The following is a 20,400-nucleotide window of genomic DNA, read 5'->3' on the forward strand; positions in this document are numbered from 1 at the left end:
CGTCAGCGCAAACGTTTGACGTAAATCAAGTCAAAGCTTGCGACGGATCAAGCACGCAAGCTGGTATTCACGCTGGGCAGGGAAACACGTCAACAGTTCTCATGTCCATCTTTCTCGGAGAAGGAATGGGAGCAGGACGCCCACCTGTCCGGCGCACCGGCAAGCTGGTCGCGCTGGCTTGCATCATTGCGGTGGCAGGCGCCGCGGTCGCGGAAGCATTGCGCTGGTCCGGCCGTACGGTGCAGGTCGAGCGGCCCGCCATCGCCAGCATCGCCGCGCCAACCCCCGTTGCCCTCAGCGAAGTCAGTCGTTCGATCATTCCCATGCCGGTCGGCGTGCCGTCCGCGCACGCCAGCGCCCTGGCGGCCCTGCCCGGCGGTAACCTCATCTCGTTCTGGTGGGCCGGCAGCCGCGAAAGCGGGCCGGATGTGAAGGTGTACGCGTCGCGCTGGTCGAACGGCACCTGGAGCGACAACTGGGTGGTGGCCAGCCGCGAATCGCTGGGCGAGGCACTCGGGTTCGGCGTGCGCCGCATCGGCAACCCGGTGGCCTGGACCGCGCCGGACGGCACCGTGCACCTGTACGTCGTGGCTACCGGGCTCGGCGGCTGGGCCGCCTCGCGCATCGTCCAGCTCCTATCGCATGATGATGGCGCTACCTTCACCGTGCGCCGCGTCTTGCCGCTGTCGCCACTGTTCAATACGAGCACGCTGGTGCGCACGTCGGCGGTGCCGCTGGCCGATGGCGGCTGGTGGCTGCCCGTGTATTTCGAGATCGGCAACAAATACCCGATGCTGATGTCGTTCGATGCGAATGGCGAACCGCGCCGCATCGCCCGTATCGGCAGCGGCACGTCGTCGCTGCAGCCGGCGATCGTGCCGGTGTCGACGACCGAAGTGCGCGCCTGGATGCGCGACGCGGGCGAAGGCCAACGCGTGCAGCAGGCGCTGAGCCGGGACGGGGGCAACAGCTGGGAAGACCTGGCGCCGTCGCCGCTGTCGAACCAGAGCACGTCGCTGGCCGCGTTGCGTCTCTCGAACGGCAACTTCCTGATGTTGTACAACCACGTGGCGGCGGGTGGCTCGGACCGCAACGTGCTGTCGCTGGCGCTGTCGACCGATGCGCGCACCTGGCGCCCGCTGGCGGATATCGTCAGCGGCAAGCCGGGCGACGAATTCTCGTATCCCACGATGCAGCAGGTGGGCGACAAGCTCCACATCACCTATACGCACCAGCGGCAGGCGATCGCCCATCACCTGCTGCGCATCACCACTCCCGGAAAGGCCCCGTTATGACACTGCCCGATCTCGCGCTGCAGATCGTTTACGGAAAGGTGGCCTGGGCGCTGGTGCTGGTGGCCGTGCTGTCGGCCTGGATGCCCGCCCTGGCGCGCCGGCACTGGCGCGCGGTGGCTGCCGGCTTCGCGGTGCTGTGCGCACTGCCCGGCGAGTGGTCGCCGGCCTGGTGGCTGACGCTGGCGTTCCAGTATCCGAGCGGTTTGATGGTGGGGCTCGCCGTGGTGGCACTGGAGCGCCGCCGGCAGGGCAGCGCGCCCGCCATGCTGCTGCCGCCGGCGATGGCGCTGCCATTGGTGCTCGCTGGAACAGTGCTGTACCTGGACACGTTTGGCGTGCTGTCCCTGGGCCTGTACCATGGCGGCTTCGGCCCCGGCGCGGCCTTGCCGGGCTTCCTGGCGATCGCGGCATGCGCGTTCGCCATCTGGCGCGGCCATGCACTGCAGCCGGCGCTGGCGCTGCTCACCGGCCTGCTGCTGTATGCACTGTTGCGCCTGCCGACGGGGAACCTATGGGACGCGTTGCTGGATCCGCTGCTGTGGATGTGGGCGCTGGGCTCGGCCGCCGCCGCCGGTGTGCGCCAGGTCGCGGGCGCACGCCTGCCGGCAGCGCAGCCGGTCCCGGTCCCGGCTGCCGAGCCGGCACCGGTGGGCACGGCCGGCATCGAACAACTTCAACGCTAAGGGAGTAATACGTGGTTCAGAACAAGTGGTATGTCCACCCGGCGATCGCCGTGGCGGTGCTCATCAATGTCTTCGTGATGGGCCTTGCCATCGCGTGGTCCGGCGACCCGGCAAAGCTGCAGCGCCTGCTGGTGGAAGACGGCATCGTGGAATGGATGCAGTTCCTGTGCTTCGCCGTCACGTCCGGCCTGCTGGCCTTTGCCGCGGTCGAGCACTGGCAGCGCGAGCGGCGCATCGACCTGCCGCTGCTGGCGCTGGTGGGCCTGTCCGGCATCGTGGCGCTGGCCGCGCTGGAGGAAATCAGCTGGTTCCAGCGCATCCTGAACATCGCCACGCCCGAGTACTTTGCCCAGAATAACCGCCAGGGCGAAACGAACCTGCACAACCTGGCGATCGGCGAGAAGGGCAGCATCCACAAGACGATCCTGCTGAAGCTCATCGCCATCGCCGGCCTCACGCACAATATCGTGCTGCCGCTGCTGGCCCGCAAGCGCCCGGCGATCCGCGACTTCGTCGAGCGTTTCGGCCTGTACCTGCCGCCGCTGTCCGCCTCGGTGGTCTACATCGTGCTGGTGGCGATTTCCCACCTCGTGATCGACCACCCGCGCAAGGGCGAACTGGGCGAGATGTTCGGCGCCGTGCACTACCTGGCCACGGTGTTCGCCGCCTATTTCCTCGGTATCGGCTATGGCAAGCGCCCCATCTTCGAAACGCCGGCTGACAGCCGCCGCGTGGGCACGCTGTTCGCGATGCTGCTGGTGTTCCTGCTGCTGACCGGCTGGCTGCTGAGCGCCGGCGCCGGTGCCGAGCCTTACCTGGCGATGCACCCGAACGGCAAGGAGTAAAGCGCCGGCATTACCGCTTGCGCTCGTGGTGCCACAGCACGTCGCTGCCACCGGCGAAGCGGTTCAGCACGCGGGCCAGCACGAACAGCAGGTCGGACAAACGGTTCACGTATTGCCGCGGGTGGTCGTGGATCGTTTCCTCGCTGCCCAGCGTGACGATGCTGCGCTCGGCGCGCCGGCACACCGTGCGGCACACGTGCGCCAGCGATGCGGCCCGTGAACCGGCCGGCAGGATGAATTCCGTCAGCGCCGGCAACGTGGCGTTGTACTTTTCCAGCAGCGCATCGAGCCGCTCCACGTGTTCTTCCTTGATCAGCTGGTAGCCGGGAATGCATAGTTCGCCGCCCAGGTCGAACAGGTCGTGCTGGATCGCCACCAGTTCCTCGCGCAGCTCGTCCGGCAGCGGTTCGCACAGCAGCAGCCCCAGGTTCGAATTCAGTTCATCGACATCGCCCATGGCATGCACGCGCACGCTGTCCTTGCGGGTGCGGCTGCCATCTCCCAGCCCGGTGGTGCCATTGTCGCCCGTGCGGGTCGCGATCTTCGATAGCCGGTTGCCCATGCTCGTCTCCATGTGGTGAAAGTGCGAGCATACGCCACATCCCGGCCAAAGCGAAACAGGCGACGAACAGGTGACGAAACCGGTGACGAAACCGGTGACAGACACCGGTTATTTCGAAACATTTCCTCCGGGCGCGGTCGACCAGCCGTTTGGCCTACAATCGGCCCATGACCACGCCATCCGCCAGTGCAGCGCCGTTCAGTGAAGACCGCCAGCGCGACGTGGCACGCGCGCTGGATACCGTGTTGCCGCCGGGCTGCGTGCTGCATCGTCTGGAGGATACGCGCCCGTATGAATGCGACGGCATGTCCGCATTCCGCCAACCGCCGATGATCGTGGCGCTGCCGGAAAACGAGGCGCAGGTGCTGGCCGTGCTGAAGGTCTGCCGGGAAATGCATGTGCCGATCGTGCCGCGCGGCGCCGGCACGGGGCTGTCGGGCGGGGCGATGCCGATCGCCGATGGCGTGGTGCTATCCACGGCAAAGCTGAACCGCATCGTGCGGCTCGATGCGCATGCGCGCACGGCCGTCGTGCAACCCGGCGTGCGCAACCTTGCCATCTCCGAAGCGGCCGCGCCGCATGGCCTGTATTACGCGCCCGATCCCTCGTCGCAGATCGCCTGCACGATCGGCGGCAACGTGGCCGAAAATTCCGGCGGCGTGCACTGCCTGAAGTACGGCCTCACCGTGCATAACGTGCTGCGCGTGCGAGTGGCCACGATCGACGGCGCCATCGTCGAACTGGGCAGCGAAGCGCCCGACGCACCGGGCCTCGACCTGCTGGCCGTGTTCATCGGTTCCGAAGGCATGCTGGGCATCGTCACGGAAGTCACGGTCAAGCTCGTACCGAAGCCGGCGGTCCAGCGCGTGATCATGGCATCGTTCGGCGACATCGTCACGGGCGCCAACGCGGTGGCGCGCGTGATCGCGGCCGGCATCATTCCGGCAGGCCTGGAGATGATGGACCAGACATCGTCGCGCATGGTCGAACCGTTCGTCCACGCCGGCTACGACCTGGAAGCGGCAGCTATCCTGCTGTGCGAGGCCGACGGCACGCTGGCGGAAGTGGAGGACGAGATCGCCCGCATGGCCGCCGTGTTGCTCGATGCCGGCGCCAGCGCCATCGCCGTCTCCACCACAGAGGCCGAGCGCCTGAAATTCTGGTCGGGCCGCAAGAATGCGTTCCCCGCCGCCGGCCGCATTTCGCCCGACTACTACTGCATGGACGGCACGATCCCCCGCAAGCACCTGGCGCACGTCCTCGCCGGCATCGCGCGGATGGAAGTGAAATACGGCCTGCGTTGCGCCAACGTGTTCCATGCCGGCGACGGCAACCTGCACCCGCTGATCCTGTTCGACGCCAACGTGCCCGACGAACTGGCGCGCGCGGAAAGTTTCGGCGCCGAGATCCTCGCGTTGTGCGTGGCTGTCGGCGGCACGATCACCGGCGAACATGGCGTGGGCATCGAAAAGATCGATTCGATGTGCGTGCAGTTCGCGCCTGGCGAACTGGCCGCGTTCTTCGGCGTGAAGCGCGCCTTCGATCCCCCCTCGCTGCTCAACCCGAACAAGGCGATTCCCACGCTGCACCGCTGCGCCGAGTTCGGGCGCATGCATGTGTCAAGCGGTGTGCTGGCGCATCCGGACCTGCCGCGCTTTTGAGATGGACACATGACGCAGATGTGCTGAACCCGGAAAGCCGCTCGTGTCGTCGACGGGGTGGCAGGCGCTCGATGACAAGGATCGGCGCACTTTTGCTGCGGCTTCGACCATCGACATCGTTGAATCGCAGGTCAGGTGTGCCTGTCAGCGAAACAGAAGTTCCCTGGATTGCCTACGCACGGCTTTCCGGATCCGTCCGCCGTTCAGGCGGAACACCCTCTTCGAAACCCGCCACAAACAGCATGAGCAGGTCACTGGCGACTTTCTCATGTCCCGCTTCCAGCAAGTCATTCGCGATCTTCGTCAGCTCGACCGGGCTGGCCGCAGCGTCCATGTTATCGATTGCATGTCTCGTCACCTTGCCGAGCTGGAACGCTAACTCGGCAATCACAGTTTTTTCCGTGGTACTCATTCACACTCTTTCATGTTTGACGCGTGGTTGTCACGCTGGTGGTGGTCGCTGGCGGAGCCTGGAAGCTCGCATCGGCTCAGCATAGCAGTTCGCTGTTGAAAGAGGCCACGCGTGTACGAGCAGCGGGAATGCCAGGGGTGGGGCACAAGATCGGCACGGCCAGGCGGCACGATAGCCGATCGTGGCAGGCTGGACGACAAGTCGTGTGATTGCGCGCTTGAATCAGGGCCGCACGACGTGCCGCACGCAAGATGGAGGCGTTCACGCCAGGCTCGTCACGCCCCCAGCAGCGCCTCGATATCGTTGGCGATATCGTCCGGCTTGGTCGCCGGCGCATACCGCTTCGCCACGGTGCCGTCCCTGCGCACCAGGAACTTCGTGAAATTCCACTTGATTCCCTCGGTTCCCAGCAAACCCGGCGCCGTCTTCTTCAGGTGCTGGAACAGCGGGTGGGCATCGGCGCCATTGACGTCGATCTTGGCGAACAGCGGGAACGTCACGCCATAGTTCTTCTCGCAGAACGCGCCGATTTCCTCGTGCGTGCCGGACTCCTGTGCGCCGAACTGGTTGCACGGGAAGCCCAGCACCTCGAAGCCCCGCCCGTGGAAGCGTTCATGCAGCTTTTCCAGGCCGGCGTACTGCGGCGTGAAGCCGCAGGCGCTGGCCGTGTTCACGATCAGCAGCACCTTGTCCTGGTACTGCGCCAGGTTGACGGGCTGGCCGGCCAGGCCCACGGCGGAAAAATCGAAGACGGTACTCATTGGTTCTCCTCGGCGCAAATCGTGCCAGTTTAAATGAGACCCAGGTGTTCGGTGCCTGCCGACAGGTCGCGGTGCTGCGCGCCTTTGCCTTCGAGCTTGATGGCCAGGCGCAGGTCGTTGACGGAATCGGCATTGCGCAGCGCATCCTCGTAGCTGATCTTGTCGGTCTCGTACAGGTCGAACAGCGACTGGTCGAACGTCTGCATGCCCAGCTCGCGCGACTTCTTCATCAGTTCCTTGATCTCGTGCACCTTGCCCTGGAAGATCAGGTCGGAGATCAGCGGTGAGTTCAGCAGGATCTCGATCGCCACCGCGCGGCCGCGGCTTTCCTTCAACGGAATCAGCCGCTGCGAGACCATGCCCTTCAGGTTCAGCGACAGGTCCATCAGCAATTGCTGGCGGCGCTCTTCCGGGAAGAAGTTGATGATGCGGTCCAGCGCCTGGTTCGCGCTGTTGGCATGCAGCGTGGCCAGGCACAGGTGGCCCGTTTCGGCGAAGGCGATCGCGTGGTCCATCGTTTCGCGGTCGCGGATCTCGCCGATCTGGATCACGTCCGGCGCCTGGCGCAGCGTGTTCTTCAGCGCGATTTCCCAGTCCTCGGTATCGACGCCCACTTCGCGCTGCGTGACGATGCAATTGCGGTGCGGATGCACGAATTCCACCGGGTCCTCGATGGTGATGATGTGGCCATGACTGTGCTCGTTGCGGTAGCCGACCATGGCCGCGAGCGTCGTCGACTTGCCCGATCCGGTAGCGCCCACCATGACCACGAGGCCGCGCTTGGACATCACGATGTCCTTCAATACCGGGGGCAGGGCCAGCTCGTCCAGGTCGGGGATCTTGCTGTTGATGACCCGCAGCACCATGCCCGCGGCGCCCATCTGCACGAAGGCCGAGACGCGGAACCTTCCCAGGTCGCCGGGACTGATCGCGAAGTTCGCCTCTTTCGTTTGCTCGAACGTGGCGGCCTGCTTGTCGTTCATGATCGAACGGGCCAGGTCGGCCGTGTGCGCGGCCGTCAACGGCTGGCTCGATACGGGCGTGAGCTTGCCGTCGATTTTCATCGCCGGCGGAAAGCCGGACGTGATGAACAGGTCCGATCCCTTCTTGCTGACCATCAGGCGCAGCAGGTCGAACATGAATTTACTGGCCTGGTCGCGTTCCATGGTGGTCCTTCAGCCCGGGAAGTTTTCGGGAATCTTCGCGGCCGAGCGCGCGGTGGCGGACGAGATCACGTTGCGGCGCACCAGGTCGGTCAGGTTCTGGTCCAGTGTCTGCATGCCGACGTTGCTGCCGGTCTGGATTGCCGAATACATCTGCGCGATCTTCGCTTCGCGGATCAGGTTGCGGATCGCCGGCGTGCCCACCATGATCTCGTGTGCGGCCACGCGACCCGAGCCGTCCTTGGTCTTCAGCAGTGTCTGCGAGATCACGGCCTGCAGCGATTCGGACAGCATCGCGCGCACCATTTCCTTTTCCTCGGCAGGGAACACGTCGACGATGCGGTCGATCGTCTTCGCGGCGGACGACGTGTGCAGCGTGCCGAACACGAGGTGGCCCGTCTCCGCGGCCGACAGCGCCAGCCGGATCGTTTCCAGGTCGCGCAGCTCGCCCACGAGGATCGCATCCGGATCTTCGCGCAGCGCCGAGCGCAGCGCATTGCTGAACGACAGCGTGTGCGGGCCCACCTCGCGCTGGTTGATCAGGCATTTCTTGGATTCGTGCACGAATTCGATCGGATCCTCGATCGTGAGGATGTGGCCGTATTCATGCTCGTTCAGGTGGTTCACCATCGCGGCCAGCGTGGTCGACTTGCCCGACCCGGTGGGGCCGGTGACGAGCACCAGGCCGCGCGGCTTCAGGGCGAATTCGCCGAAGATCTTCGGCGCATTGAGCTCTTCCAGCGTGAGGATCTTCGACGGAATCGTGCGCAGCACGGCCGAGGCACCGCGGTCCTGGTTGTAGGCATTGACACGGAAGCGCGCCAGGCCCGGAATGGCGAAGCTGAAATCCACCTCCAGCATTTCCTCGTAGGCCTTGCGCTGCGAATCGTTCATGATGTCATAGATCATGCGGTGCACTTCCTTGTGCTCCAGCGGATCCACGTTCAGGCGGCGCACATCGCCGTGCACGCGGATCATCGGCGGCAGGCCGGCCGACAGGTGCAGGTCGGAAGCCTTGTTTTTCACGGAGAACGCGAGCAGATCGGAGATGTCCATTTATAATCCCTGTGCCTTGAACAATAAAGCCAGCTATGGTTCATCGAGCTGGCGCTTCTGATTATGTCCGGAATCCCCGAGCGTTTGCAAGCTGTCGAAAATGCCATTGTGGCCGCGTGCGGCGAGGCGCGGCGCCCGCCTGAGAGTGTGCAATTGCTGGCCGTATCGAAGACCTTCGGGCCCGATGCGGTGCTGGCCGCCGCGCTTGCCGGCCAGCGCGCGTTCGGCGAGAACTACGTGCAGGAAGGCGTGGACAAGATACGCGCCGTGGCGGGAGCATTGCCGGATTTATTGCCGGGCACCCGCCTGGCGTGGCACTTCATCGGCCCGATCCAGAGCAACAAGACGCGGCCCATTGCCGAGCATTTCGACTGGGTGCATACGGTCGAGCGCGAGAAGATCGCCGCGCGGCTGTCCGAACAGCGCCCTGCCGCGCTGGGGCCGCTGAACGTGTGCGTACAGGTCAACATCAGTGGCGAGGCCAGCAAGAGCGGCATCGTGCCCGAAGAGGTGGAAGCGCTGGCCGAAGCGGTGGCGCGGCTGCCGAACCTGCGGCTGCGCGGCCTGATGGCGATCCCGGAACCTGCCGATGACTTCGCGGCGCAACGCGTGCCGTTCGCGGCGATGCGCGCGCTGTACGACCGCCTGCGCGAAAAATTCGGGCCGGAATTCGATACGCTGTCGATGGGCATGTCCGCCGACATGCGCGCGGCGGTCCTGGAAGGCGCCACGATCGTGCGCGTGGGCAGCGCCATCTTCGGTGCGCGGCACTATAACCAGTAAAAAAGTAAACCAACAAGGGATACCATGAAGATTGCATTCATCGGCGGCGGCAACATGGCCGCCGCGCTGGTCGCCGGCCTGGCCGGCAAGGTGACGCCCGGCGCGAACATCCACGTCGTGGATCCGAACCCGGCCGCGCTCGAAGCGCTGCATGCGGGGCATGGCGTGACGACGGCCGCGTCGATCGACGAAGCCGTTACCGCGGCGGAGGTGATCGTGCTGGCGGTGAAACCGCAGAGCATGCGCGAAGCCGTGGCGCCGCTCGTGCCGCTGCTGGCGGGCGCCGGCCAGCAGGGGAAACCTGCGCCACTGGTGCTGTCGATCGCGGCCGGCATCCGCAGCGCCGACCTGGCGCGCTGGCTAGGCGGCCATGGCGCGATCGTGCGCTGCATGCCGAACACGCCGGCGCTGATCGGCATGGGCATCTCGGGCCTCGTGGCATCGGAAGGCGTGACCGCGTCGCAGCGCCAGGCGGCCGATCAGGTCCTGCGGGCCGTCGGCGGTACCGTGTGGCTGGACGACGAGTCGAAGATCGACGCCGTGACCGGCGTGTCCGGCAGCGGCCCGGCCTATGTGTTCTACTTCATCGAGGCGATGCAGCAGGCCGCTGTCGAGCTGGGGCTGACGGCGGAGCAGGGGCTGGAGCTGGCGAAGGCCACCTTTACCGGCGCCGCGCAACTGGCTGCGCAATCGGCCGAACCGGTGGCATTGCTGCGCGAGCGGGTCACGTCGAAAGGCGGCACTACCTACGCGGCCCTGACCAGCATGGAGGAGAACGGCGTGAAGGCGGCGATCGTCACCGCCGTGAAAGCCGCCGCCGCACGGGGCAGGGAGCTTGGCGAACAGATGGGCCGCGATTGACGGCGGCAACACCGATGAAGGCGGAGACTGCAATGGACAAGCTGGAAAGAAAGCTGTGGTTCGTCGTACTGGTCAGCATCCTGTCGACGATGACGACGCTGTACCTGACCGAGCGTGCCGGATTGCCCACGCTGGGCGACATGAGCATCAGCCAGTCGATCCTGTACTTCCTCTGTTTCAGCGCATGCTGGAAGCTGTTCTCGTTCTGCGGCTGGCTGCTGGCGCTATGTTTCCACACACCGGCCGCGAGCCGCTGACGCGGCCGCGATGAAAAGCCGCGGTGCGCGTAACCCCGGGTTTTTGCGCGAACGCCGCCATGAAAAAACGGCCCGCGATGCGGGCCGTTTTGCTGCAGGCTGAGGGGAATCAGTCGCGCGAAATGATCACGCCGGCCAGCAGGCCGACGACGGCGCCGATCACGACCGAACGCCATGGATTGTCGTGTACATACGTATCGGCGCACTGGGCGGCGAGCTTGCCTTTGGCCAGTGCGCTGTCTTCCAGCGTCAGCAGGTTGGTTTTCGCGCTGCGCAGCGTTTCCTTGAAATGCGTCTTGGCCTCCTCGGCGCCTTCCGCGCTGGAGCTGGCGGCACTGCGCAGCCATTGTTCGGCATCGCCGATCGCCGTTTTCAGGTCGCTCATCAGGCGCTCGCGCGCCGCGCCCGTGTCGCTGCCGATCGTGCCCGTACCCGCGGTGCTGCCCGCGTTGTTGCCGATACCATTGCCTGCGGTGGGGTTATTCGTCTGATCCATGGTCGCCTCGAGTTTGGATTGTTGGAAAGCTGGTCTTCGCGGCAGTCTGCTGGAGCTTGCTAAAAAGCAACTTCATGTGCGTGACAAATGTCAGCGCAGCGCGAAGTCAAGCGCGATTCCGGCAAACACAGCCGCTCCCAGATAGTTATTGTGGCGGAAAGCCGTAAAGCAAGGCGCACGCTCGCGTCCACGGATCAGGAAATAGTGATAGACGGCACAGGCAGCCGCTACGGCAATGCCCGCCTTGTACCACAGGCCAAGGCCGAAATAGGCGCCGGCGGCCAGCAGGATCGCCAGGTGCATGCCGTAGCACAGCATCACGATCGCCACGTCGAAGCGGCCGAACGTGATGGCCGACGTCTTGATGCCGATCTTCAGGTCGTCGTCGCGGTCGACCATCGCATATTCCGTGTCGTAGGCCACGGCCCAGAACACGTTCCCCAGCAGCAGCAGCCAGGCCCAGGCAGGTACCTCGCCCTGCACGGCGGCGAAGGCCATCGGAATACCGAAGCCGAACGCGATGCCCAGGTAAGCCTGCGGGATCGCAAAGAAGCGCTTGAAGTAGGGGTAGGTGCCGGCGATGACCAGTGCGGCGACGGACAGCTGCTTGACGAGGGCGTTGAGCGGCTGGATCAGCAGGAACGCCACCAGCGACAGGGCGGCGGCGATCGCCAGCGCTTCCTTGCCGCTGACGCGGCCGCTGGTGATCGGCCGGTCCGCCGTGCGTTTCACGTGGCGGTCGAAGTCCTGGTCCGCGTAGTCGTTGACGGCGCAGCCGGCCGAACGCATCAGGAAGGTGCCCAGGCAGAAAATGACGAGCAGGTGCCAGTCGGGCACGCCGTTCGAGGCGAGCCACAGCGCGGACAGCGTGGGCCACAGCAGCAGCACGGTGCCGATCGGTTTGTCCAGGCGAACGAGGCGGAAATACAGCTGAAGCTTGCTGGGTACGGGAGCGGAGGCATGCATGGTCGGCTCTCAGGCGGTCATTTCAGTCTTGTTGGCGCCGGCCTTGTCCAAGCCCGCCTTGTCCAAGCCTGCATCGATGACGCCGGGCAGGCGGATCCCGGCAATGGCATCGCACACCGCGTCGATCGCGGCCTTGCGGGTAAAGCTCTTGCGCCACAGGATCACGACGCGGCGCGACGGTTGCGGGTCTTCGAAATGGCGGAACTGCAGCATGCCGTCCTTGGCTTCCATGTCCGGCACCGACGCGCGCGGCAGCACCGTCAGCCCGATGCCGGAGGCGACCATATGGCGGATCGTTTCCAGCGACGAGCCTTCGAACGTGCGCTGCATGCCGTTGCCGGGCGTGGAGAAGCGTGCCATCTCGGGGCACACTTCGAGCACCTGGTCACGGAAGCAGTGCCCGGCGCCCAGCAGCAGCATCGTTTCCTTTTTCAGGTCTTCGGCCGGGATCCTGTCGCGCGCCGCCCACGGGTGGCTCCTGGGCATCGCCACCACGAACGGTTCGTCGTACAGCGTCTGCACCGCCATGCCGTGCTCGGGCAGCGGCAAGGCCATGATGGCGGCATCGAGCTCGCCCTGGCGCAGCAGTTCGAGCAGCTTGACCGTGTAGTTCTCCTGCAGGATCAGCGGCATCTGCGGCGTGTGTTCGATCATCGTCTTCACGAGCGGCGGCAGCAGGTACGGGCCGATCGTGTAGATCACGCCGAGCCGCAGCGGGCCGGCCAGCGGGTCCTTGTTCTGCTTGGCCAGTTCCTTGATGGCGGCCGTCTGTTCCAGCACGCGCTCGGCCTGGGCCACGATCTGCGCGCCCAGCGGCGTGACCGAGATCTCGGCGCCGCCCCGTTCGAACAGCATCACGCCCAGCTCGTCCTCGAGCTTCTTGATCGCAACCGACAGCGTGGGCTGGGCCACGAAGCATGCTTCGGCGGCATGGCCGAAGTGCTTGGCGCGGGCCACGGCAACGATGTATTTGAGTTCGGTGAGTGTCATAGGATCAATGCGAATCAATGCGGGCGGAGTGTTCCCGGACGGGGTATTGTAACGGAATGCCCCGTGGCGAATGGCCGCGGCACGGTTGGCGCGGCGGCCGGGCCCTATAATGGCGCCTTCCCCATTGACCGGTTTTTGCCATGCCCTCGTTCGAAGACAAGATCTGCCCCCGCGACCAGCTGCGCGCACGCGTGGCCGCGCTACCGAAGCCCGTGGTGGTCACCAACGGCGTGTTCGATATCCTGCACCGCGGCCACGTGACTTACCTGGCGCAAGCGCGCGAACTGGGGGCCTCGCTGGTGGTGGCGGCCAACACGGATGCCTCGGTGAAGCGGCTGGGCAAGGGTGACGATCGCCCGCTGAACACGCTGGACGACCGCATGGCGGTGCTGGCCGCGCTGGAGTCCGTGGCGCTGGTGGTGCCGTTCGACGAGGATACGGCGCTGGAGGTGGTGCTGGAAGCGCGTCCGGAAATCTATGCCAAGGGCGGCGACTACGACATGACGGCGATTCCCGAAGGGCAGGCGGTGCTGGCCTACGGCGGCAAGGCCGTGGCGATCGACTTCGAGCATGACCGCTCGACGACGAAGCTGCTGGCGAAAGTGCGCGAGTTCACGGCTCGTTCTGCAACACCGTGATCTTGCCGTCCGGTTCCAGGAATGCGCACTTCATCTTGTGAACCGGGCAGTCGGCCTCGCGCAGCGCCTGTTCGACATCCCCTTCGGCCACGCGGCAGTTCTTGACGACGTCATCGAAGATCTTGCCGTCGCGGCCCAGCAGTACCGGGCGGCCGTCGACCAGGTCGGCGATCTTGCGGCTGCGCGACGTGGCCACCGCGAAGAGCACGTTCAGCGCGATCAGCGTGGTTGCCACGATCATGCCGCCCGGTAGCGAATTGTCGCCGCCGGACAGCGAATTCGATACGCCTTCCGACAGCAGCATGACCACCAGCAGGTCGAACGGCGTGAACTGGCCGATCGTGCGCTTGCCCGTGATGCGCACCATCAGCAGCAGGAAGCAGTAGATCACGGCGCCGCGCGCGATGAATTCCCACCAGGGCAAGTCCATGTCGAACATAGCATCTCCATCGTCATCCGATGCGTTGCTTATACGGCTTTTCGTGACTTTATGCCAACACTGGAGAGTGTCGGAACCAGCCCGCTGCGCCAGGCTGCTCAAAGGCCCACGAGGTGGCGGCGCGGGCCACTCCGTGGCGCCGTCCCCATGCTACAGGTTGTTCCACACCAGGTTGGCCTGGAAGCGCCGGCCGTTGTAGGCGTAATCGACCATCGTGCGGTGCGAGCCGCCGTTGTCGCCCATCGAATACGATGTGATCTCATTGGTCAGGTTGCGCGCCTCGAACTGCAACTGCAGGCCGTTCTTGAACTTGTAGGAGAGCTTCGCGTCGATATAGCGCTGCGGATCCTTCCAGATCGTATTGGGCGGCAGGAAGGCCGCGCTGGCGATCGCGGCGAGCGGGGCGCCGACCGTGGGGAAGGGCACGCTTTCGGGTGAAGTCCAGGCCTGCACGGACTTGCCGTTCACCTGCATGGCGATGCGCGCGTTGAACCTTCCGTCGTCGTACCACAGGGCCGTGTTCCACGTGTACTCGTATTCGCGGTCCGGCGGCACTTCCGCGCCGCTCAGGAACGACACGCGGTTGCCGCCGATCCGCTCGGCCTTGGCCGTCGAGTAGTTGGCATTGATGCCCGTGAAGCGCAGCACGCCCGGCAGCCAGGTGAACGCCGTGCGTCCGCCCACTTCCACGCCGCGGCGGTTGAACGGCACGTCGTTGGCATAGGTGGTGTACCGGAACTGCACATCCTGCAGCGCCGTGCCGCCCACGTTGACGGCCGTGCCTTCGAACGGGCGCACGTTCTCGACCGGTACCCGGTAGCCCGCGCCCACGATCCCCTTCTGGTGATACAGCGCCAGCGACAGCGACGTGTCGCGGTTCGGATACCACTCGAACGACAGGTTCTGGTTCCAGTTCTTCTTCGGCTGCAGGCCCGGATTGCCGACGTTGCCGCTGCACGAACTGTCCGGCATGTCGCCGTCCTCGAAATCGGCGTTGCCGGGCTGGTCGCCCTGGAGCACCCGGCGCTCGTCGTAGGTACAGGTAACGCCGTCGTTGAGCATCTGCGCCACGGGCGGCCGGGCCATCGTCTTGGTGCGGTTGTAGCGCACCACCAGCGCGTCGCGGATCGGCCAGAACGCCAGGTTCAGCGCCGGCATGTAGAACGTGAGCTTGTCGTCGATGGCCTGGTTCCTGGTGATCTTGTACGACGTGACGTCGTCCGGGTTGGACACCCGGTTCCAGCCCGGATTGACCGTGATGGCCTCGAACGTGATCCGGCTGGTGCCCACCACGTCCGTCCGCACGATGCGGTAGCCGAAATTGCCGTCCAGTTCCCAGCCGAAGGGCAGGGCCAGGCCCGTGAACGGGATCTGGTCGAACTTGAATTCCGTCATCAGGTAGGCGGCGCGGTTGCCTTCCCGGATCCGCGAGATCGGCCGGTCGTGGTACTTGCCGTCGCTGCCGATGCAGGACTTGATGCAGTCCAGGTCCACGGGCGACTGGCCCAGCACCTTGTACACGGAAGCCGCGTCGAACTGCAGCCACCCGGGGAAGTTGATGCTTTCGTTGGCGTCGTTCAGGAACTTCGTCTCGGCCGGGCGCAGGCCCGCCTGCACCAGCTTCCAGAAGTCGGCCTGGTTCACCGTGTACGTGCCGGCGCCGTTCGGACCGAGCTTGTTGCGCTGCTCGAACCCGTACGGGCAGGGCTTCGCCGCGCCGCCCGCCACGGGCACGTTCTCGCAGATCTGGATCGTGTTGGTGCCCTTCTGGCCCGCCACGGTCACTTCGGGGTTGCCGTTCTGCGCCGGCGTGATGACGATGGTGTCGTTGTTCGACCAGCTCTGGCTCTCGAACGTGCGGCCGTTGTAGCCGAACTTGATGCGGTCGAAGTAGGGCACGTACTTGCCGATCGACCAGGTCGCGTCGAACTTGCGCACGCTTTCCTTGACTTCGCCGATGCGCATGCTTTCGGCCACGATGGTGGGCGCCGACGCGCCACGCATCTGGCCCGGTTCCGTGCCGGGAACCAGCCGGGTGTACAGCGACGCGTCGCGCTGGCCGTCCAGCGGGTTGATGCCGTTGCTGAAGTCGAAGTCGTACAGGCCGTCGCCGTTGCGGCGCACCGTGGCGCCGCCGTACTCGAAGCCGATGCCGCTCCGGTTGCGCCAGCGCCAGGATTCGCTGCGCGTCACGCCCCACAGCCATTCCACCTTCAAGCCCTCGTTGCGGTAGTTGCCGCCGAACTGGTGCGTGCGGGTGCCCGTGTGGGATTCCTGGTTGAACACGTCGTTGTTGAAACGCGAGGCGGGCAGCGTGAACTGGGTCAGCTGGTGGTTGACGAACTGCATCGATCCGGGCGCGACGTTCAGCCCCACGCCTTCGACCATGGCGCCGCCGGTGCTGTCGCGCAGGTTGTAGTTCCCCGGGTAGAAGTAATAGCCGTTCTGGATCCCCGTGCCGTTCACGGTGCGCACATAGGGCGTGCCCAGGTTGCCCGGCGTTTCCGTGTACATCGGCGTGGTGGCGTCGACCGGCGAGGTGGTGCGCGTGGTGATGGCACCCATCGTCAGGTTGTCGTTGGTGTAGTGCACATCGCGGTTGTTCTTGCTGAACTTGCCGTACACCGACAGGTCCTTGTGCACCTTGAAGTCGAGCCGGATGTCGCCGTTCCAGCGCTCTTCCTGCTGGCGCCCGACTTCATAGCGTATGCCATGCGGCACGTAGTCGTTCCACTGGTTCAGGCAAGCCTTCAGCGCCTGGGCCCGGTAACGCTGCGCCGCGGCCCGGTCGGTGGTGGAGGCGATGCGGTTGAAGTCCGGCGAGTTCACGGGGAACGCCGAGAAACACGCTTCCTTGCTCTGCGCCGCGGCGGACATCGTCAGGATATCCTTCGCGTTGTGGCCGGCGAAGCGGGCGCCGCCATCGTTGACGGCCCATGTGGTGCCGACGCCATTCGTATAGGGCAAAGGCGCGGAGCTGGCCGGCTGGCTCATGTCCAGCGCGTTCGGATTCAGCGCGTACGTCTTCTCCGGGGAGTTGTCCAGGTCGTACGTGCGCTGCATGCCCTGCCAGCCGTTGACGTGGCGCACGCGGTGGTTCTGGTTGTCGGTGCGCGATTTGGACAGGTTGACCACGACGCCCAGTTTCCCGTCCAGGAACTTGTCGCCGAACAGCACGTTGAAGCCGGGCGTGGTCTTTTCGTTGATGGTGGCATAGGAGCCGGATGCCCGGACAAGGATCGTGCGCTTCTTGAAATCCAGGCCGGTGCGGGTCTTGATGATCACGCTGCCGCCCAGTGAACCTTCCGTCATGTCCGGCGTGTAGCCCTTGACGACGTCGATCGTCGAGATCAGTTCCGACGGCAGTTCGCGCAGGTCCGAGGCGCGGCCCTCGCCGCTGCCGGCCAGGTCGGAGCCACCGGCCGAGGTGGTGGTCAGCCCGTCCAGCTCCACGCGGGTTTCCTCGTTCGCCACGCCGCGCACGGTGATGGAGTTGCCCTCGCCATAGTCGCCGCGGGTCAGCATGACGCCGGCGATGCGCGACACGGCCTCCGCCACGTTGGTGTCCGGCATCGAGCCGATATCGTCGGCGACGAGCGAATCCATCGCCGTGGCCGCGTTCTTCTTGCGCTCGATCGCGCTCTGCTCGGACAGGCGCTGCCCCACCACCAGTACCTGCCGCACGTCGTCGTCCACCGAGCCGCTCGGCGTGACCTGCACGTTCTTGTTGGCCTGCTCCTGCGCCTGCGAGAGGGGGGCGCCCATCAGCAGCAGCGCGGCGGAAACGGCGCAGCACGTGGCCGTGCGCTGGCCCGGTATTCTTGCATCGGTCATTGTCTCTTCCCTGGATTCAGGACCCGCGTCGCCGCGCGGCCCTGGCGTCGTCGATAAGATGAACACGGAACCATTCGTGTTCAGCCGGTTTGCCAGGCCAGTACCCGATAGAAGAATGTCCAATGCCTCGGCCACGCCATAACGGCCGCGTACCTCGTTGGTCGTGATGCCCAGCAGGCTGCCGCCTGCAGCCAATATGTTCAGCCTGGCCTGACTGCCGAATTCCGCGATGGAATCGGCCGCCGCACCGGCTGGTATATTGAAATCGACCCGGTTTTCCTGCGCATTGGATGATGCCGACACGGACGCCAGCAAGGCGGCGCCCAGCATGACGGCGGTCGCGCAACGATGTGACGACATCCTGCGTATCTCCTCGATTCTGGCTTCTCTGTACCGGACTATGTTGCCCGTTGATCTCATCGACGAACGGCGAACGCTGTTCCTAATATACAGGCCACATTTCTTCTCAAACGATCAAGGAAATGACGCGTTGCTACGACTAACGACTAACGACTAATGACTAACGGCTCGCGGGCGCGGGCGGCATGGCGTGCTTCGCCGCCGCGTCGCCGATCAGGATCTTGTCCTTCGTGACCGACAATGGCACGTCGAGGAAGGCACTGATGTCCCTGGCGAAGCGTTCCGGCTGGTCGATCCGGTAGTGCCCGACCAGCGTCGTGCCGCCCAGGCCGGGATCGACGATGACGATTTTCTTCCGGCTGTAGCGGTTGAAGTCGGCGACCGCATCGCTCAGTGTCTGGTTCTTGAAGATCAATTTACCCTCCCGCCACGCCAGTTTGCGTTGTACTTCCTGCGGCTCGCGCCGTACCGTGATCTCGGCCGGCTGGTCCGGCACGAACGCCTGCTGGCCCGCGAGCAGCAGCTTCTTGCGCCGCACGCCATCGGCATTCCACACTTCCACCTTGCCTTCGGTGACGAGGACTTCCGCGCCATTGCCGTAGCGCCGCACGGAGAAGGCCGTGCCGACGGCCCGCACGCGGACATCCCCGGCCTCGACCACGAACGGCTTCGCCTTGTCCCGCGCGACCTCGAACCACGCTTCGCCCTGCTGCAGCTGGACCTGCCGCGCGGTGTCGGTGTAGTTCACGCTGATGCGGCTGGCGCTGTTGAGGTTGACCACGGAAAGGTCTGCCAGCGGCAACCGGCGCTGTTCGCCTTGCGCCGTCTGCAGTGACGGGCCGGCGGAAAACAACGCGACATCGGGCGGGCCGAACCACGTGCCGACCATGACAGCCACGCTGGCCGCGATGGCACCGTAGGTGGCGAAGGCGCGCGTCCAGGCCCGCCGGCTTGCCGATGATTGCCAGCTCGATCCGGCCCATTCCTGTTCGAGCCGCTCCGGCCGCGGCTTGAGCGATTCCTGCACCGTGGCTTCATCGAGCATCGTATGGATGGCCGTGGCACGCAGCCAGGCGCCGCGATGGCGCGGATCGGCCGCGTACCAGGCGTCGAACGCGGCGGCTTCGTGCGGCGCCAGGTCGCGCGCCTGGCGCAGCACGACCCAGTCCAGCGCCTGATCATAGATCGTGGACATTTTTCTTCTTTGCTAACGTATTGCCATGGACGGCGGCGCGCCCGCGGGCGTTTTCCATGCCGACGCGCTCGATCATCTTCGAGATCAGGTCGAGCCCGCGGCGGGTTTCGTACTCCACCAGTTCTTCGGAGATGCCGACGGTTTCGGCGGTTTCCTTCTGCGACATGCCATAGATGCGGCGGGCACGGAACACGGCCTTGCAGCGGGCCGGCAGGTTGGCGATCAGCCCGATCACCCATTTCAGTTCGGCGCGCGCCATGGCGATCCGCTCCGGGTCCGGGCTGTCGCCGGGAACGTCCAGGTCTTCCAGGTTGGCCACCGCATCGATGCGCACGACGGCTTCGCGGCGCAGCTTGTCGGTGAGGAGGTTCTTCGCCGTCTGCACGAGGAAAGCCCGCGGCTCGCGCACGTGCGCGAGGCTGGGGCTGTCCAGCACGCGCGAATACACTTCCTGTATCACGTCGTCGACTTCCTCCGGCCTGCCGCAGACCCGCCGCAGCACGCTGCGCAGTTCCGCCTCGAACGGCAGGAAGTGCGTTATCACCCAGGCAACAGCGTCGTCGTCCCTCATGTCCCCATGCTTTCTTTTTGTTCGTATTGCTACGACGAATGGGTGGGAGATTTCCTAAGGGTGCGGAGGAATTTTTTAGGCGCCGCCGTCGTAGCCGTTCTGCCGCCAGGCCTCGTACACCACCACGGCCACGGTATTGGACAGGTTGAGGCTCCGGTTTCCCGGCCGCATCGGCAGCCGGATCCGCTGCGGCGCGGGGAAGGTCTCGCGGAACGCCGGCGCCAGCCCGCGCGTTTCGGAACCGAATACGAACACATCGCCCGGCTGGAAAGCCAGTTGCCCGAACGGCGTCGAACCGTGCGTGGTCATCGCGAACATGCGAGCAGGGTCCGGGGCGGCGGCGGCCAGGAACGCTTCCCAGTCCTTGTGCACCTTCATCTGCGCGTATTCATGATAGTCGAGCCCGGCACGACGCATCTTCGCGTCGTCCAGCGGGAAGCCCAGCGGTTCGATCAGGTGCAGTTGCGCGCCCGTGTTGGCGCACAGGCGGATGACATTGCCGGTGTTCGGCGGAATTTCTGGATTGACCAGCACTACGTGGAACAACTGTTTCTCCTCGATCGAATAGGTAC

At 65.2% G+C, this 20,400-nt stretch carries 21 protein-coding genes; 8 read left to right on the forward strand and 13 right to left on the reverse strand.

Features of this window, described 5'->3' with window-relative positions; translation table 11 throughout:
- Window positions 1-125: 125 nt before the first annotated feature.
- From ACY65G_RS12725 to ACY65G_RS12735, 3 genes are read left to right on the forward strand one after another with little or no spacing between them, the layout of a single operon-like run.
- Entirely contained in the window at window positions 126-1,295 is a 1,170-nt protein-coding gene (locus ACY65G_RS12725) for an exo-alpha-sialidase (protein WP_464997725.1), read from the forward strand.
- Window positions 1,292-1,978, forward strand: a complete 687-nt coding sequence (locus tag ACY65G_RS12730) for a hypothetical protein (protein WP_464997726.1) — start codon at window positions 1,292-1,294, stop codon at window positions 1,976-1,978. Before ACY65G_RS12725 ends, ACY65G_RS12730 begins: the two co-directional genes overlap by 4 nt.
- 11 nt (window positions 1,979-1,989) lie before the next feature.
- A complete protein-coding gene (locus ACY65G_RS12735; protein ID WP_464997727.1) occupies window positions 1,990-2,823 on the forward strand; it encodes a hypothetical protein in 834 nt (277 codons plus the stop codon).
- A 10-nt stretch (window positions 2,824-2,833) separates the two neighbouring features.
- Here the strand turns inward: ACY65G_RS12735 and ACY65G_RS12740 are convergent, their stop codons facing one another.
- Window positions 2,834-3,385 carry a cob(I)yrinic acid a,c-diamide adenosyltransferase gene (locus tag ACY65G_RS12740; RefSeq protein ID WP_464997728.1) on the reverse strand — a complete coding sequence of 184 codons (552 nt, stop codon included), beginning with the start codon at window positions 3,383-3,385 and terminating at the stop codon, window positions 2,834-2,836.
- 167 nt (window positions 3,386-3,552) lie between these two features.
- Here ACY65G_RS12740 and ACY65G_RS12745 point away from each other — a divergent pair, with 167 nt between their 5' ends.
- Window positions 3,553-5,046, forward strand: a complete 1,494-nt coding sequence (locus ACY65G_RS12745) for an FAD-linked oxidase C-terminal domain-containing protein (RefSeq protein ID WP_464997729.1) — start codon at window positions 3,553-3,555, stop codon at window positions 5,044-5,046.
- Between the two features lie 172 nt (window positions 5,047-5,218).
- Here ACY65G_RS12745 and ACY65G_RS12750 read toward each other — a convergent pair whose 3' ends face one another.
- The 4 genes from ACY65G_RS12750 to ACY65G_RS12765 all read right to left on the reverse strand — a co-directional run bounded on the left by ACY65G_RS12750 (window position 5,219) and on the right by ACY65G_RS12765 (window position 8,438).
- Window positions 5,219-5,458, reverse strand: a complete 240-nt coding sequence (locus tag ACY65G_RS12750) for a hypothetical protein (protein ID WP_464997730.1) — start codon at window positions 5,456-5,458, stop codon at window positions 5,219-5,221.
- A 275-nt stretch (window positions 5,459-5,733) separates the two neighbouring features.
- Window positions 5,734-6,219, reverse strand: coding sequence for a glutathione peroxidase (locus ACY65G_RS12755; RefSeq protein ID WP_464997731.1), 486 nt, complete (start codon window positions 6,217-6,219; stop codon window positions 5,734-5,736).
- Between the two features lie 29 nt (window positions 6,220-6,248).
- A complete protein-coding gene (locus ACY65G_RS12760; protein ID WP_464997732.1) occupies window positions 6,249-7,385 on the reverse strand; it encodes a PilT/PilU family type 4a pilus ATPase in 1,137 nt (378 codons plus the stop codon).
- 9 nt (window positions 7,386-7,394) lie between these two features.
- Complete coding sequence (locus ACY65G_RS12765) at window positions 7,395-8,438, reverse strand: type IV pilus twitching motility protein PilT (protein ID WP_464997733.1); 1,044 nt, start codon at window positions 8,436-8,438, stop codon at window positions 7,395-7,397.
- Window positions 8,439-8,501: 63 nt separating this feature from the next.
- Here ACY65G_RS12765 and ACY65G_RS12770 point away from each other — a divergent pair, with 63 nt between their 5' ends.
- Genes ACY65G_RS12770 through ACY65G_RS12780 form a run of 3 tightly spaced genes read left to right on the forward strand, consistent with a single transcriptional unit; the run spans window position 8,502 to window position 10,339 of the window.
- On the forward strand, window positions 8,502-9,221 hold the full coding sequence (locus tag ACY65G_RS12770; RefSeq protein WP_464997734.1) for a YggS family pyridoxal phosphate-dependent enzyme: 720 nt from the start codon (window positions 8,502-8,504) through the stop codon (window positions 9,219-9,221).
- A gap of 24 nt (window positions 9,222-9,245) precedes the next feature.
- Complete coding sequence (gene proC, locus ACY65G_RS12775) at window positions 9,246-10,082, forward strand: pyrroline-5-carboxylate reductase (RefSeq protein ID WP_464997735.1); 837 nt, start codon at window positions 9,246-9,248, stop codon at window positions 10,080-10,082.
- 32 nt (window positions 10,083-10,114) lie between these two features.
- The gene (locus tag ACY65G_RS12780; protein ID WP_464997736.1) at window positions 10,115-10,339 is read left to right on the forward strand and encodes a hypothetical protein; all 225 of its coding nucleotides are present in this window, start codon (window positions 10,115-10,117) and stop codon (window positions 10,337-10,339) included.
- 109 nt (window positions 10,340-10,448) lie between these two features.
- Here the strand turns inward: ACY65G_RS12780 and ACY65G_RS12785 are convergent, their stop codons facing one another.
- The 3 genes from ACY65G_RS12785 to ACY65G_RS12795 all read right to left on the reverse strand — a co-directional run bounded on the left by ACY65G_RS12785 (window position 10,449) and on the right by ACY65G_RS12795 (window position 12,791).
- Window positions 10,449-10,835: an ElaB/YgaM/YqjD family protein gene (locus ACY65G_RS12785; protein ID WP_464997737.1), complete on the reverse strand. Its 387-nt coding sequence runs from the start codon at window positions 10,833-10,835 to the stop codon at window positions 10,449-10,451.
- A gap of 90 nt (window positions 10,836-10,925) precedes the next feature.
- Window positions 10,926-11,801 (reverse strand): 4-hydroxybenzoate octaprenyltransferase, encoded by an 876-nt coding sequence (gene ubiA / locus ACY65G_RS12790; RefSeq protein ID WP_464997738.1) that lies wholly within the window; start codon window positions 11,799-11,801, stop codon window positions 10,926-10,928.
- 9 nt (window positions 11,802-11,810) lie between these two features.
- A complete protein-coding gene (locus ACY65G_RS12795) occupies window positions 11,811-12,791 on the reverse strand; it encodes a hydrogen peroxide-inducible genes activator (RefSeq protein ID WP_464997739.1) in 981 nt (326 codons plus the stop codon).
- 140 nt (window positions 12,792-12,931) lie between these two features.
- On the opposite strand from ACY65G_RS12795, the gene ACY65G_RS12800 reads away from it, so the two are divergent.
- Window positions 12,932-13,429, forward strand: a complete 498-nt coding sequence (locus ACY65G_RS12800; protein ID WP_464997740.1) for an adenylyltransferase/cytidyltransferase family protein — start codon at window positions 12,932-12,934, stop codon at window positions 13,427-13,429.
- Here ACY65G_RS12800 and ACY65G_RS12805 read toward each other — a convergent pair.
- The 5 genes from ACY65G_RS12805 to trmL all read right to left on the reverse strand — a co-directional run bounded on the left by ACY65G_RS12805 (window position 13,404) and on the right by trmL (window position 20,374).
- Complete coding sequence (locus ACY65G_RS12805) at window positions 13,404-13,868, reverse strand: DUF421 domain-containing protein (protein ID WP_464997741.1); 465 nt, start codon at window positions 13,866-13,868, stop codon at window positions 13,404-13,406. The genes ACY65G_RS12800 and ACY65G_RS12805 overlap by 26 nt on opposite strands.
- 150 nt (window positions 13,869-14,018) lie before the next feature.
- The gene (locus ACY65G_RS12810) at window positions 14,019-18,062 is read right to left on the reverse strand and encodes a TonB-dependent receptor (protein WP_464997742.1); all 4,044 of its coding nucleotides are present in this window, start codon (window positions 18,060-18,062) and stop codon (window positions 14,019-14,021) included.
- A gap of 160 nt (window positions 18,063-18,222) precedes the next feature.
- Window positions 18,223-19,257 (reverse strand): FecR family protein, encoded by a 1,035-nt coding sequence (locus ACY65G_RS12815; protein WP_464997743.1) that lies wholly within the window; start codon window positions 19,255-19,257, stop codon window positions 18,223-18,225.
- Entirely contained in the window at window positions 19,241-19,828 is a 588-nt protein-coding gene (locus ACY65G_RS12820; RefSeq protein WP_464997744.1) for an RNA polymerase sigma factor, read from the reverse strand. The genes ACY65G_RS12815 and ACY65G_RS12820 overlap by 17 nt, the downstream gene beginning before the upstream one ends.
- Before the next feature lie 75 nt (window positions 19,829-19,903).
- Complete coding sequence (gene trmL, locus ACY65G_RS12825; RefSeq protein WP_464997745.1) at window positions 19,904-20,374, reverse strand: tRNA (uridine(34)/cytosine(34)/5-carboxymethylaminomethyluridine(34)-2'-O)-methyltransferase TrmL; 471 nt, start codon at window positions 20,372-20,374, stop codon at window positions 19,904-19,906.
- Between the last annotated feature and the right edge of the window lie 26 nt (window positions 20,375-20,400).

The sequence above is a fragment of the Pseudoduganella sp. jia 12 genome (assembly GCF_055502675.1).